Annotated in this window: 11 protein-coding genes; 7 read left to right on the forward strand and 4 right to left on the reverse strand. The window is 72.6% G+C overall.

The window, feature by feature from the left end:
• Positions 1–245: 245 nt before the first annotated feature.
• On the reverse strand, positions 246–1,883 hold the full coding sequence (locus tag QFZ82_RS35850; protein ID WP_307717096.1) for an acyl-CoA synthetase: 1,638 nt from the start codon (positions 1,881–1,883) through the stop codon (positions 246–248).
• A 166-nt stretch (positions 1,884–2,049) separates the two neighbouring features.
• Here QFZ82_RS35850 and QFZ82_RS35855 point away from each other — a divergent pair, with 166 nt between their 5' ends.
• The 6 genes from QFZ82_RS35855 to QFZ82_RS35880 all read left to right on the forward strand — a co-directional run bounded on the left by QFZ82_RS35855 (position 2,050) and on the right by QFZ82_RS35880 (position 7,370).
• Positions 2,050–2,859, forward strand: a complete 810-nt coding sequence (locus QFZ82_RS35855) for a crotonase/enoyl-CoA hydratase family protein (protein WP_307717097.1) — start codon at positions 2,050–2,052, stop codon at positions 2,857–2,859.
• Between the two features lie 296 nt (positions 2,860–3,155).
• On the forward strand, positions 3,156–4,121 hold the full coding sequence (locus QFZ82_RS35860) for a Zn-ribbon domain-containing OB-fold protein (protein WP_307717098.1): 966 nt from the start codon (positions 3,156–3,158) through the stop codon (positions 4,119–4,121).
• Entirely contained in the window at positions 4,118–5,173 is a 1,056-nt protein-coding gene (locus QFZ82_RS35865) for a thiolase domain-containing protein (protein ID WP_307717099.1), read from the forward strand. Before QFZ82_RS35860 ends, QFZ82_RS35865 begins: the two co-directional genes overlap by 4 nt.
• A 1-nt stretch (position 5,174) precedes the next feature.
• Positions 5,175–6,341 (forward strand): thiolase domain-containing protein, encoded by a 1,167-nt coding sequence (locus QFZ82_RS35870; protein WP_307717100.1) that lies wholly within the window; start codon positions 5,175–5,177, stop codon positions 6,339–6,341.
• Positions 6,342–6,463: 122 nt separating this feature from the next.
• Positions 6,464–6,679, forward strand: coding sequence for a DUF397 domain-containing protein (locus tag QFZ82_RS35875; protein WP_307717947.1), 216 nt, complete (start codon positions 6,464–6,466; stop codon positions 6,677–6,679).
• A 49-nt stretch (positions 6,680–6,728) separates the two neighbouring features.
• A complete protein-coding gene (locus tag QFZ82_RS35880; RefSeq protein WP_307717101.1) occupies positions 6,729–7,370 on the forward strand; it encodes an ABATE domain-containing protein in 642 nt (213 codons plus the stop codon).
• 298 nt (positions 7,371–7,668) lie between these two features.
• Here QFZ82_RS35880 and QFZ82_RS35885 read toward each other — a convergent pair whose 3' ends face one another.
• A complete protein-coding gene (locus tag QFZ82_RS35885) occupies positions 7,669–8,022 on the reverse strand; it encodes a hypothetical protein (protein WP_307717102.1) in 354 nt (117 codons plus the stop codon).
• Between the two features lie 234 nt (positions 8,023–8,256).
• Between QFZ82_RS35885 and QFZ82_RS35890 the strand changes: the two genes are divergently transcribed.
• Positions 8,257–8,757 carry a hypothetical protein gene (locus QFZ82_RS35890; protein ID WP_307717103.1) on the forward strand — a complete coding sequence of 167 codons (501 nt, stop codon included), beginning with the start codon at positions 8,257–8,259 and terminating at the stop codon, positions 8,755–8,757.
• Positions 8,758–8,828: 71 nt separating this feature from the next.
• Here the strand turns inward: QFZ82_RS35890 and QFZ82_RS35895 are convergent, their stop codons facing one another.
• Complete coding sequence (locus tag QFZ82_RS35895) at positions 8,829–11,027, reverse strand: terpene synthase family protein (protein ID WP_307717104.1); 2,199 nt, start codon at positions 11,025–11,027, stop codon at positions 8,829–8,831.
• A gap of 183 nt (positions 11,028–11,210) precedes the next feature.
• Complete coding sequence (locus QFZ82_RS35900; RefSeq protein WP_373429371.1) at positions 11,211–13,226, reverse strand: N-acetylmuramoyl-L-alanine amidase; 2,016 nt, start codon at positions 13,224–13,226, stop codon at positions 11,211–11,213.
• Between the last annotated feature and the right edge of the window lie 183 nt (positions 13,227–13,409).

The following is a 13,409-nucleotide window of genomic DNA, read 5'->3' on the forward strand; positions in this document are numbered from 1 at the left end:
AAGAAGGCCCCCCGCGGATGCCTTGCGGTCTTGGCCCTGAGCGGCCAAGCTCACCGGAGCTCCATGGCTCAACGGTGCACTGGCACTACACGAACAAGTCTTCGCCCCCTCGCCCCACCCCGCAACTGGCGCCGTTTCCTGATGATCGGCAAGCTCACGCGGCACGCGGCAGGCTGAGTTGGCGAGGAACAGCAACCGCCGCCGGAGGAGCAGCAACCATCAGCAGGCCTGGGACGGGCGGCGGGTCAGTCGCGCGGCGCCGCCTCGTCGTCCGCGGCGGACGCCACCGCCCGTGCCCAGCGGTAGTCCGCCTTGCCGCTGGGCGATCGCCGGATCTCCTCCGTGATCACCAGCCGGCGGGGGATCTTGTAGCCCGCGAGACGGCCGCGGCAGTGCGACCGCAGGTCCTCCAGCGTCGGCGCGGCGGCTCCCGCGCGCGGCTGGACCACCGCCGCCACGCGGTTGCCCCACCTCCGGTCCGGAACCCCGGCGACCAGCGCGTCGTACACGTCCGGATGGGACTTGAGGGCCTGTTCGACCTCCTCGGGATACACCTTCTCGCCGCCCGTGTTGATGCACTGCGAGCCGCGCCCGAGGACCGTGACGATGCCCTCCTCGTCGACCGTCGCCATGTCGCCGAGCAGCACCCACCGCTCGCCGTCTCGGCGGAAGAAGGTCTCCGCCGTCTTCACGGGATCGTTGTAGTAGCCCAGGGGCACATGGCCGCGCTGGGCGACGCGGCCCGGCTCACCCGGCTTCACCGGCTCGAACGTCGCCGGGTCCACCACCGCCGTACGGGCGTTGACACGGAGCCGGAACCCCCGCTCGGGCCCCGAGTCGTCGGTCGCCGTGCCGTTGAAACCGGACTCGGACGAGCCGAAGTTGTTCAGCAGCAGCACGTTCGGGGCGAGTGCCGCGAACTGGGCACGCACCGTCTCCGACATGATCGCCCCCGAACTGGACACGCTGAACAGCGCCGACAGGTCGCATCCCTGCAGCGGGCCGCTCAGCGCGTCGATCAACGGCCTCAGCATCGCGTCCCCGACCAGGGACACACTGGTGACCTTCTCCCGCTCGATCGTGCGCAGCACCTCGTGCGGCACGAACTTGCGGTGCAGGACGACCCGCTGGCCGAAGTTGAACCCGATGAACGCCGTGAGCGTCGACGTGCCGTGCATCAGCGGGGGAGTGGGGAAGAAGGTGATGCCGTCGCCGCCGGCGGCGACCCGCTCGGCCAGTTCCCCGGGCGATGACACCGGCTCCCCGGTCGGCGCGCCGCCCCCGAGACCCGAGAAGAACAGGTCCTCCTGGCGCCACATCACCCCCTTGGGCATGCCGGTCGTCCCGCCCGTGTAGATGATGAACTGGTCGTCCCCCGAGCGCGGCCCGAAGCCCCGCTCGGGCGACGCGGCCGCCTCGGCGCCGGCGAAGGGCACCGCGTCCAGCCGGGGCGCACCCTCGGGCGGTCTGCCGACCCGCACCAGATGGCGGAGCCCCTCCGTGCGGGGCAGGGCCCCGGCGACCCGCTCGGTGAACTCGGCGTCGAAGACGAGCGCCGCCAGGTCCGCGTCGCGGTAGAGGTAGACCAGTTCCTCCTCCACATAGCGGTAGTTGACGTTGACCGGCACGATGCGTGCCTTGAGGCAGCCGAGCACGGTCTGCAGGTACTCGACGCCGTTGTACAGGTGCAGGCCCAGGTGTTCACCCGGCTCAAGGCCCGCGTCGAGCAGGTGGTGGGCGATGCGGTTGGCGGCCGCGTCGAGTCCGGCGTAGGTGAGGCGGCGCTCCGCGCCCGTGCCGGGGTGGTCGACGTACACCAGCGCCTCGCGGTCGGGAACCACGTCGACGACCGACTCGAACAGATCGGCAAGGTTGTACTCCACCGCTCCTCCTGTCGCCGGCGAACTCGGCCCGGCCGTCATTAGAGCGCCGTGCGGCACAAGGGGGAAGGCCCACCGCACAACAAATCTGACTGATTGTCAGAAAACTCTTGAACTGGCACCCGGCCTGCTGCAACCTGTTCCGGGTCACCGGACGGGAGGCCCGCGCATGGGACGAGACGGCGGTACCGAACACCTCACCGTGCGGCGCGAAGGCGCCACACTGGTGCTCACTCTCAACAGGCCCGAGGCGAGGAACGCCCTGTCGATGGGGATGCTCGTCGGCCTGTACGACGGCTGGCTGCGGGCGGACGAGGACGACACCGTGCGCTCCGTCGTCCTCACCGGCGCCGGCGGCTGCTTCTGCGCCGGCATGGACCTCAAGGCGCTGGCCGGACAGGGCATGGAAGGACAGCGGTACCGGGACCGGATGAAGGCCGACCCGGATCTGCACTGGAAGGCGATGCTGCGCCACCACCGCCCCCGCAAACCGGTGATCGCCGCGGTGGAGGGTCACTGCGTGGCCGGCGGCACCGAGATCCTTCAGGGCACCGACATCCGCGTCGCGGGCGAAGGGGCGACCTTCGGGCTCTTCGAGGTCCGCCGCGGACTGTTCCCGATCGGGGGCTCGACCGTACGGCTGCCGCGCCAGATCCCGCACACCCACGCCCTGGAGATGCTGCTCACCGGCAGCCCCTACAGCGCCGGCGAAGCCCTGCGGATCGGACTCGTCGGCCGGGTCGTACCGGACGGCACCGCACTGGAGACCGCGCTCGGCATCGCCGAACAGATCAACGCCTGCGGTCCGCTCGCCGTGGAGGCCGTCAAGGCGTCCGTCTACGAGACGGCCCACATGACCGAGGCGGAGGGCCTGGCCGCCGAACTGAAGAGAGGCTGGCCGGTCTTCGACACGGCCGACGCGAAGGAGGGCGCGCGGGCCTTCGCGGAGAAGCGCGCGCCGGTGTACCGCCGGGCGTGACGTCTCCCCACCCCGCCCCCACCCGTAACCGGGGGCTCCGCCCCCTACGCCCTGAGGGCGTGGGGCCCCAGCGCCTCAATCTCCTCCTACGGCCTGGCGGCCGTGGGAGGTGCCCCCGGCGGGGCTGGATTTCGCGGAGCGAAATCAGCCCGTCCGGCGATTGAGGACACCGCGCGAAGCGCGGTACCGGGGCCTGGGGCGAAGCCCCGGTTCGGGAAGGGCCGGGGTGAGGGAAACGGCCCCGCGCAGCGGCCCTGCCCGCCCCGCCACCCCCCCGCAACAAGGAGCCCACCCTCATGACCGCCACCCCCGTGCTCACCGCGCCCCTCGTCGTCGAGTTCCCCTTCACCCGTTCCCTCGGCCCCGTCCAGAGCGCCTTCCTCACCGGCCTGCGCGAGACGACCGTCCTCGGCGTGCGCACCGGCGACGGCAAGGTGCTCGTCCCGCCCGTCGAGTACGACCCCGTCACCGCCGACGAACTGCGCGACCTGGTCGAGGTCGGGGCCACCGGCACCGTCACGACCTGGGCCTGGAACCCGGACCCCCGGCGCGGCCAGCCCCTCGCCACCCCCTTCGCCTGGGTACTCGTCCGCCTCGACGGCGCCGACACCGCCCTGCTGCACGCCCTCGACGCCCCCGGTCCCGACGCCGTACGCACCGGCATGCGGGTGCGCATCCGCTGGGCCGCGCAGCGCACCGGCGCCATCACGGACATCGCCTGCTTCGAGCCGCACGCCGGGGAGCCGCACGCCCCCGCGGCCGCCCGCCCGCACAGCGGCGTCTTCCCCGACCCCGTCACCGGCATCGTCGCGCCCGCCCGGCTCGACTACACCTATGCGCCCGGGCGCGCGCAGAGCGCCCACCTCACCGCGCTCGCCGAGCGCAGGATCGTCGGCGAACGCTGCCCGCGCTGCCGCAAGGTGTACGTCCCGCCCCGCGGCGCCTGCCCGACCTGCGGAGTGGCGACCTCCGAACAGGTCGAGGTCGGGCCCCGCGGCACGGTGACCACCTTCTGCGTCGTCAACATCAAGGCCACGCACACGGCGAACCTCGACATCGACGTGCCCTACGTCTACGCGCACATCGCCCTCGACGGCGCGGACCTGGCGCTGCACGGGCGCATCGGAGGCATCCCGTACGACCAGGTGCGCATGGGCCTGCGCGTCGAACCGGTGTGGCGTGACGGCGCGCGGCACCCCGACCACTACCGGCCGGCCGGCGAACCCGACGCCGACTACGACACGTACAAGGAGCTGCTGTGACGCGGTACGCCAGGGACGTGGCCATCGTCGCTTTCGCGCAGACCGACCACCGGCGTCGCACGGACGACGTCTCCGAGGTCGAGATGCTGATGCCGGTCCTCCACGACGTCCTCACCCGCACGGGGCTGACGACGGGCGACATCGGCTTCACCTGCTCCGGTTCCAGCGACTACCTCGCCGGACGCGCCTTCTCCTTCACGATGGCCCTCGACGGAGTCGGCGCCTGGCCGCCGATCAGCGAGTCGCACGTCGAGACCGACGGCGCCTGGGCGCTGTACGAGGCGTGGGTGAAGCTCCTGACCGGCGAGGCCGACACCGCGCTCGTCTACGCGTACGGCAAGTCCTCGCCCGGCGACGTACGCGCGGTGCTGAGCCGTCAGCTCGACCCGTACTACCTGGCCCCGCTGTGGCCCGACTCCGTCGCCCTCGCCGCCCTCCAGGCGCAGGCGCTCGTGGACGCGGGCATCGCCGACGAGTCCGCCTTCGCCGCGGTCGCGACGCGCAGCCGTGCCGACGCGGCCGCCAACCCTCACGCTCAGCTCAAGGGCGAGCTTCCCGCCGGCGGGCACCTCGTGCGGCCGCTCAGGGCCGCCGACTGCCCGCCCGTCGGCGACGGCGCGGCCGCGGTGATCCTCGCCGCTGACGACACGGCCCGCCGGCTGTGCCCCCGGCCTGCGTGGATACGCGGCATCGACCACCGTGTCGAGGCCCACGCGCTCGGAGTGCGCGACCTCACCGACTCGCCGTCCACGCGCCTGGCCGCCCGGCACGCCGGTGCGTTCGAGCGGCCCCTCGACACCGCCGAACTGCATGCCCCGTTCAGTTCGCAGGAGATCGTCCTGCGGCGAAGTCTCGACCTCGACGACAGCGTGAGGGTCAACCCGTCCGGCGGAGCGCTCGCCGCCAATCCCGTGATGGCCGCGGGCCTGATCAGGCTCGGCGAGGCCGCCGCCCGCATCCACCGCGGTGCGTCGGACCGGGCCCTCGCCCACGCCACGTCCGGCCCGTGCCTGCAGCAGAACCTGGTCGCCGTCCTCGAAGGAGAGACCTGACATGCCCCATGAGCCCGTGGCCGTCGTCGGCATCGGCCAGACCAAGCACGTCGCCGCCCGCCGTGACGTGTCCATCGCCGGACTCGTCCGCGAAGCCGCCCTGCGGGCGCTCGACGACGCCCAGCTGACCTGGGCCGGCATCGACGCCGTCGTCATCGGCAAGGCCCCGGACTTCTTCGAAGGCGTGATGATGCCCGAGCTGTACCTCGCCGACGCCCTCGGCGCCGTCGGCAAACCCCTGCTCCGCGTCCACACCGCCGGATCGGTCGGCGGATCCACCGCGCTCGTCGCCGCCAACCTGGTCGCCGCCCGTGTCCACCGCACGGTCCTCACGGTCGCCTTCGAAAAGCAGTCCGAGTCGAACGCCATGTGGGGCCTCTCGCTCCCGATCCCCTTCCAGCAGCCCCTCCTCGCCGGGGCCGGCGGCTTCTTCGCCCCGCACGTACGCGCCTACATGCGGCGCAGCGGCGCACCGGACACCATCGGCTCGCTCGTCGCCTACAAGGACCGCCGCAACGCGCTGAAGAACCCGTACGCCCATCTGCACGAACACGGCATCACCCTGGAGAGGGTCCAGGCGTCGCCCATGCTCTGGGACCCCGTGCGCTACTCCGAGACCTGCCCCTCCTCCGACGGGGCCTGCGCCATGGTCCTGACCGACCGCGCGGGCGCGGCCCGTTCCCCCGCTCAGCCCGCCTGGATGCACGGCGGCGCCATGCGCAGCGAGCCGACGATGTTCGCGGGCAAGGACTTCGTCTCCCCCCGGGCCGGCAAGGACTGCGCCGCCGACGTCTACCGGCAGGCGGGCATCACCGACCCGCGCCGTGAGATCGACGCCGTCGAGATGTACGTCCCGTTCTCCTGGTACGAGCCGATGTGGCTGGAGAACCTGGGCTTCGCCGCCGAGGGCGAGGGCTGGAAGCTCACCGAGTCCGGTGCGACCGAGATCGACGGCGATCTGCCGGTGAACCCGTCGGGCGGAGTGCTGTCCACCAATCCCATCGGCGCCTCCGGAATGATCCGCTTCGCCGAGGCGGCGCTGCAGGTGCGCGGCCGGGCCGGGGAGCACCAGGTCGACGGCGCCCGCAAGGCGCTCGGCCACGCCTACGGCGGCGGGTCGCAGTTCTTCTCCATGTGGCTCGTGGGAGCGGAACCGCCCGCCGGCTGACGCGGCGCGCGGCGCGCGCCCCGCACCCTGTCCGTGACCGGGCGCCGTCGCTAGTCTGGCCCGGGAGCCGATGCGGGAGGAGCAGGGACGTGGCCGAGAGCACCACCACCACTACCACGCAGATGTTTTCGGGCTGGGACAAGCCGGAGCTCGATCTCAGCGGCGCCGACTGGCAGTCGGGAAGCCAGGGAGTGGGCGACGTCCAGATCGCCTTCGTCGAGGGCTTCATCGCGATGCGCAACGGCGGACGGCCCGAGAGCCCGTCATTGATCTTCAGCCCCGCCGAATGGCGCGCCTTCGTGCTGAACGCACGCGACGGCGAGTTCGACCTGACCTGAGCCATCCGGGCGGCGTGGGCCGTCCGGCAGCGGGGTTACGGTGGTCGGCATGGCCGCGCACGCTCACCCGCTCGTACTCGACCTCGCCCTCACGATCCGCCACGACGGATCCGGGGGCGTGGCCGACGATCTGGCGGAGACGGCGGGGCTGACCGAATGGGTCCGCCGGCACGCGGAGGCACTCGACGGTGCGGGGACGGCCGGGGCGCCGGCCCCGGAGCCGTGCCGTGCGGCGGCCTTCGTCGCCGACGAGGCGAGCCTGATCGCCGTACGCGATCTGCGGACCGCCGTTCGGTCGCTGTTCGCCCGTGCCGTGCGGCCGGGCCCGCCGAGTCCCCCCGACGCACGGCGGCTGCTCCCTGAAGGCGAGGCCCTGGCACGGCTCAACGGCGCCGCGGCGACCGTGCCCGTCGTGCCGCGGCTCGAGTGGGCCGACGGCACCGCTCCCGTCGTCGTGTCGCGCTCGACCGGGACGGTTCCGGCGCACGAGGCGCTGACCGCCGCCCTCGCCCGCGCCGCGATCGCCTTCCTCGCGAGCCCCGACCGCGAGCGGCTGCGAGCCTGCCACGCACCGCGCTGCGTGCGGTACTTCCTCAAGGAGCACCCGCGCCAGGAGTGGTGCAAGCCCTCGTGCGGCAACCGCGCGCGCGTCGCCCGCCACCACGAACGCCACCGGACGCTCACCTCCTGACCGCCCGGCCCGGAGCGACCGCAGGACGCCCGCGCCGCGGACCGTGCCGCAGCGATGCCCGCGGGCCGAGCCCTGCCGGCTCACGCGGCGCCCGGCGCGCCGGCCGCTGGACGAGCGGACCCGGCGCGGCGCCGTGCGGCGGTCGCGGCGATCCGGGCGGAGGACGCTCCGCGGGGTGGTCCAGCCGCCGTGGGGCCCGGGGGCCACGATGCCCCGTGCGACGCGCGGGGAGACGACGACGCCCCGACGTCGTGACCCGCCGTTCCCGGCCCCCGGCTCCCGGCCCCCGGCTCCCGCGTCACGCGGACGTGTGCGTCGTGTCGCGGGGCGGGCCCGCGGAGCCGTTGATCTTCTCGATGGCCTGGCGGGCGTGCTCACCCGGCGTGCGGGCCGCCAGCGACGAGACGGACGACGCCACCGGCGGCAGGGGCGGGGCGGGGTCCGTGGCCGGCTTGGCGCGCATCGCGGACCGGGTGCGCAGCCGGTGCCCCGCGGCCTCGTCCAGGCTCACCGGCCGCTGCATCCGGGCGGCGAGCCTGCCCGCCTCCTGACCGAGTGCCGCCACGTCCTCCCATGCCAGCCGGATCACGAGACGGAGCTCCGCCTCACCGTCGGGGAGGGCTTGCAGGTCGGGACTGATGCGGTCGTTCATGGGCTGATCCCTCACTGTCGGTACGGATCTCGTCGTCGCTGTGCCGGTCACGGACAACGGGTGCGCCCAGGGATACGGGCCCGAGGCCGTACGCGTTCAAGGCCCGCCGGCGGCGGAGGGACCGCGCCCGCGGCGACACGCGGCCCGCCCGCGGGCGAACGCGTCCCTGACCACGCGTGACAGGGCCCCCGCCCCGACTCGGCCGACCCCGCGCGGACACGTACCATGGCGGTTATGTCGTTTCTCCGCCGCCGCAGCGCCGCCACACCCGCGGGTCCGGACTTCGATGTCCTGGCCATGGACCCGGGCGACTGGCCCGGAAACCTCGGCGCCGGTCTGCTGCCCGCCCCCGACGGCAGCTGTCAGGGCGTCTTCCTGCGCTACGACCTGTTCGGCGGCCGCGGACCCGCGATGATCATCGGCAATCTTCCCGAGGGATCGCCCGCCCGCGAGGTCGAGGAGGGCGAGATCCCCTTCGAGGTCGCCCAGCTGCTCATCGCCCTGGAGAACGACGAGCCCGTCGAGGTCGTCGACGTCGAGGACACGCCCGTGATGCAGGGCGACAACCTCCTGATCGTCCGGCGCGTCAAGCTCTCCGAAAGCCGCATCTCCTGCGTGCAGTTCGACCGCAGCGACCACGTACTCGTCACGATCGCCAGCTGGGACCGCCCGATCACCGACGATCTGTACGCGCTGCTCAAGCCGCTCCCCGCCGAGCTCTTCCAGCAGGGCTGACACGCCCTCCATCGAACTGTCCCGGGCGGCGCGCCCCGGGCAGTTCCGTCTCCGCGGTGCCCGGCCCGCGGCTAGACGCGTACGTTCGCGCGCTGCGCCGGCAGACCCAGCCGGAAGGCCGACGTACCGAGCCCGGTGGGAGTGCCCAGCCGCCACGGCGCCGCACCCCCGCGCAAGTCCTCCTCACGGTAACGCCGCACGCTGCGATGCCAGTTGAGAATGCCGGCGATCCAGTCCTCCAGTTCGCGCACGTAGGCGCCCAGCGCCGCCCGGGCCTGCGCGTCCAGGGCCAAGTCCTCGTACAGCAGGGGCAGTTCGTGCTCCTTGACGTGCAGGAACTCACGCAGCCGCGAGCGCATCAGCTCGTCCGTCATCGCGGCGGCCGTCGGGTAGTCGCAGTCGAAGAACTTCTGCACGACCAGGACGGCGTTGTGGACCTCGCCCTCGTACTCGATCTCCTTCTGGTACGAGAACAGGTCGTTGAGCAGACAGGAGTAGTCCGCGGCGGAGTTCTCCAGGCTGCGCAGCGGGCCGCTCGCGTAGACCTCCGGCGGGAGCTCGCCCTCGTGGCGCAGGCGGGCGAGGCTCATCGTCAGGTCCGACCCGAACGTCAGGCGGCGCATCTCCATGTAGTCGACGGGGTCGGGCACACGGTGCTGCGCCTGGTTGTGCAACTCCCACAGCCAGCTGTCCAGCATGACGTCGACCGCTCTGCGCAGGGTCTGCCGGGCACCGGGCGACATCGGCCCCGCCGTGCGCGCCCACAGGTCGGCGAGACTGCGCTCCATCGGGGCGACCGCGAGGGCGGCGCCCGCCTCCGGTTCGTCGACCGGCATGCACGCCTTCAGCCGCTCGTTCGACAGCCTCGCCCCCACGAGGTCACGCGCCCTGCCGTAGACCAGCGGGTAGTAGTCGTCGCCGTACGTCCCCCACGTCAGCCATTCGGCGCTGAGCTCCAGCTCCTCCGGCGTGGCGTCCGGGTCGAGGCCGGCCGAGCACAGCGCGAAGTCGAAACCGGAGAGCTTCGCCTCGTCCCAGATGTCGTTCAGCAGCCCCATACGGCCCGCCCAGGCCAGCGACCTGGCGCGCGCCTCGTCCAGGTGAAGGCTGAGCGTGAGCGGGAACGGCAGGTCGAACTCCGGCAGCCACGACGGCCCCACCTGCTCGGGACGGTGCGTGAGCGTGCGCAGCCGAGCCCTCGCCGGGCGGCCGAACAGCGTCCTGATGTCGAGAGCCGACATGCCGAGCACCCCGTCGAGCGGCCCCGGCCGGGTGTCCACGCCCTCGTTCATGTAGCGGCTGGAGCGCATGTGCCACTCATGGCCGCCGGACTGCCAGTCCTGGAGCCCCTTGGCATAGGCGGCGATCGCCGCGCACTCCGCCGGGCTCAGCCCCTTCTCCACGCACAGGGCGGGCGCCTCGGTGAGCGCGGTGTTCTCGAACTGCTGGACGCGGGAGGTCAGCAGGTCGTTGACCGCCTCCGCCGCCTCCTGTGTCGTGCAGCCGAGGAAGGTCTCCAGGACCAGCACTCCGTTGCTGTTCTCGCCCTCCTCCTCCACCTCGCGCTGGTACGAGAACAGGTCGTTGCGCAGGTGCACCGCGTCCGAGAACGTGTCGCGCAGGCCCCGCAGCGGGCGCGAGTGCGCGACGGAGTCGGGGACCTCGGCGCCGGCCGCGTACTCCACGAGGCCGGCCGACCAGGGGGCGCCGCCCACCTTGCGGCGCATCTCGATGTACTCGAGAGGGTTCGCGATCCGGCCCTCGTTGATGTTGGAGAGCTCCCACATCGACTCGTTGAGCAGGTTCTCGGTGGCGCGTGCGAAACGGGCGCGCCAGTCGGGCGACATGGCGGGCACGGTGCGCGCCCACAGATCGGCGAGGCCCGCCTCGACCGGGTTCGTCGGCTCGGGCGTCCCACGGGACGGGGCCATCGGCATGAACGCCGGCAGCCGGTCGAGGTACGCCTTGCCGCCCGCCCTGTCCTGAGTGCGCTTGAAGACCTCCAGGAAGTGGTCGTCGAAGAAGAACACCCACACGTACCAGTCGGTGATCAGACTCAGCGCCTCCGCGGTGCAGTCCGGATGCGTATAGGCGCACAGCAGCGCGTAGTCGTGGGCCGCGAGGTCGCTCTCCTCCCAGATGCCGGACCCCTCCAGCATCCCCATGTGCCGTGCCCACTGCGTCGTGTGCTGCCGTGCCTCCTCCACGTGCGGGTTGAGCCGTGCCGGATGGGGCACGTAGAAGTCCGGCAGTTCGAAGGGCTGTGCCATAGGAGTCGGGAGCCTTTCGGTGAGCAGCCGCGCGCGGGGGCGCGGACCGGCGTGGTCGGCCCAGCTCTACCCCTCGCTCAATGGGGGCACGCGCCCGGGCGATTAGTCGTACAAGCCCTCAAAACGGAGCGGGGTGTCGCCGGACCCCACGGCCGGTGACACCCCGCAGTTCGCCGCCCGGTGCTACCGGGCCGTCACCTCCACGTCGGACGCCTTCACGAACGCCACCCGGTGCCCGAACTGGATCTCGTAGTACATCTCCTGGCCCCGCACCACCCGGTGCCCGGCCGTGTCGAACGTCGTCGAGTACAGGTACTCGCCCGGCAGCCGGTCACCGACCACGTACTCCTGGCCCGCGCGCAGCTTGTACGGCAGCGGCGAGACCGGCTGCACCGGCACCCCCGCCGGATAGGCCGACGCCTCCGGGTACGCCCGCCCGTACACCGGCACCTCGGCGAGCCCGTCCCTCGGTGTCAGCACCTGAGCCCGCGCGGGCACCGCCGTCGGCTCCGTCCGCGGATTGTGGAACCAAGCCTTCTGGCCCAGGTACCAGATCGCCGTCCAGTCGCCGTCGCGGCTCGCCACCGCGTACTGCTGTCCGGTCGAGGCCCGCGCACCGGTGTCGTTCACCCCGGTCGTCGAGTCCTGACCGCCCGGCCGCAGCCCGATGTCCTTGACCAGCGGTGCGCTCTCGCTCGGCGCGGTGTGCAGCCGGACCGCGCCCGAACCGTGCGGCGTGCACGCCTCTCCCCCAGCCTCCGGCCGGGGGGACCCCCCTCTCGCTTCGCTCGCCTTCGTGCAGCCCGTGTAGAGCGGCCGGTTGGCGTCGTAGTCGGGCCGGATGGTGACCACCGGGCTGTCCGGACCCGCCTCGGGCGTGAACGGCCGGCCCAGCAGCGTGAAGTAGTGCGCCCAGTCCCAGTACGGCCCGGGGTCGGTGTGCATCCCCCTGATCGTGGCCGTCGTCGTCCCCGGCACGTTGTCGTGGCCCAGGATGTGCTGACGGTCCAGCGGCACGTCGAACCGGTGGGCGAGGTAGCGCACCAGCCGCGCCGAGGTGCGGTACATCGCCTCCGTGTACCAGGCATCGGGGGACACCAGGAACCCCTCGTGCTCCAGACCCACCGACTTGGCGTTCACGAACCAGTTCCCGGCGTGCCAGGCCACGTCCTTGAGCGGCACGTGCTGGGCGATGTGCCCGTCCGAGGAGCGCAGCGAGTACTGCCACGACACGTACTGCGGGTTCTGCACCAGCCGCAGAGTGGTGTCCCATGTGGCCTCGGTGTCGTGGATGACGATGTACTCCACCGACTGCGACGCCGGCCGATCCGCCTTGTCGTGGTTGCCGTAGTCGCCCTGGCCGAACTCCTCGTACGGCGCCGGGATCCACTCGCAGGCCACCGAGCGCGGGCACTCCGTCCGGGCCGCGTCGGCGGTGCGCAGACCGATGTCCGCCACCTGCGCACGGTTTGGCGCCACGCCGGGATCGGCCGCGAGCACCATGCGCTGACCGCTGTCCGTCGTGCGGGCCTGGCCCGTGCGGATCACGTCGAACACGTCGTCGGCGTACGTCGTCGCCGTCGCCACGTCGTCCGCACCCGAGAACCGCGCCACCGCGGCGTACCACTGCGCCGGATCGTCGCTCGGCGGCCGGCCCAGCGACTTCTGCGCGTCGGCGAGCAGCGCCGCGCCGCCGCGCACGTTCGCCGCCGGGTTGTCGCGCAGTTCTCCTGGGTCGATGCCCGACACCTGCGCCGCCCGCTCCAGCGTGCGCAGCCGCGGCGGCAGCGCCGCCGTCTCCGGCGCCGCCGCGTCGTCCACCGCGCGCACCGCACGCGCGTCGTCACCCCGCGCGTCCTCCGCGCCGTGCGAATGGTGCGGCGCCTCGGCCAGCGCCGTCCGCGCGTCGGTCAGATGCATGGGGCCGTAGCCCCCGGTCACGCTGGCGGCCCCGCCGTGCGCGTCCCAGCGGGACTGCAGGTACGACACGCCGAGCAGCACGCTCTGCGGCACGTCGAACTCATCGGCGGCCGCCGCGAATTCACGCTGCAGCGCGGAGGGGGAAGGGCGCACGTCGGCGGTCGCCGACGGCCCGGAGGAGAGCAGGGGCAGGAGCAGCGCGGCAGCGGCCACCGCCGCGCCCGCTGTCCACGCCTGCCGGCGGGTGCTTCTGGAACGCGCGAGGGCGAATCCTTGCAAGGCAGCCTCCCAGGACGGATGGTGCGCGGCCGGACCGTTAAGGGGTATCGGCTTCCGGACGATCCGTCAATCATGCTCCAGCAAGGGGAATTTGCACGTCATCCCACGTGTCGGCGAGTTTCGCGACGGCAGTACGCGGGCCTGCGGCGTGTCAGTGGCATGGACCAATGTCCGGGCTCGCCC

The organism is Streptomyces sp. V4I23, assembly GCF_030817975.1.
Taxonomy (GTDB): domain Bacteria; phylum Actinomycetota; class Actinomycetes; order Streptomycetales; family Streptomycetaceae; genus Streptomyces.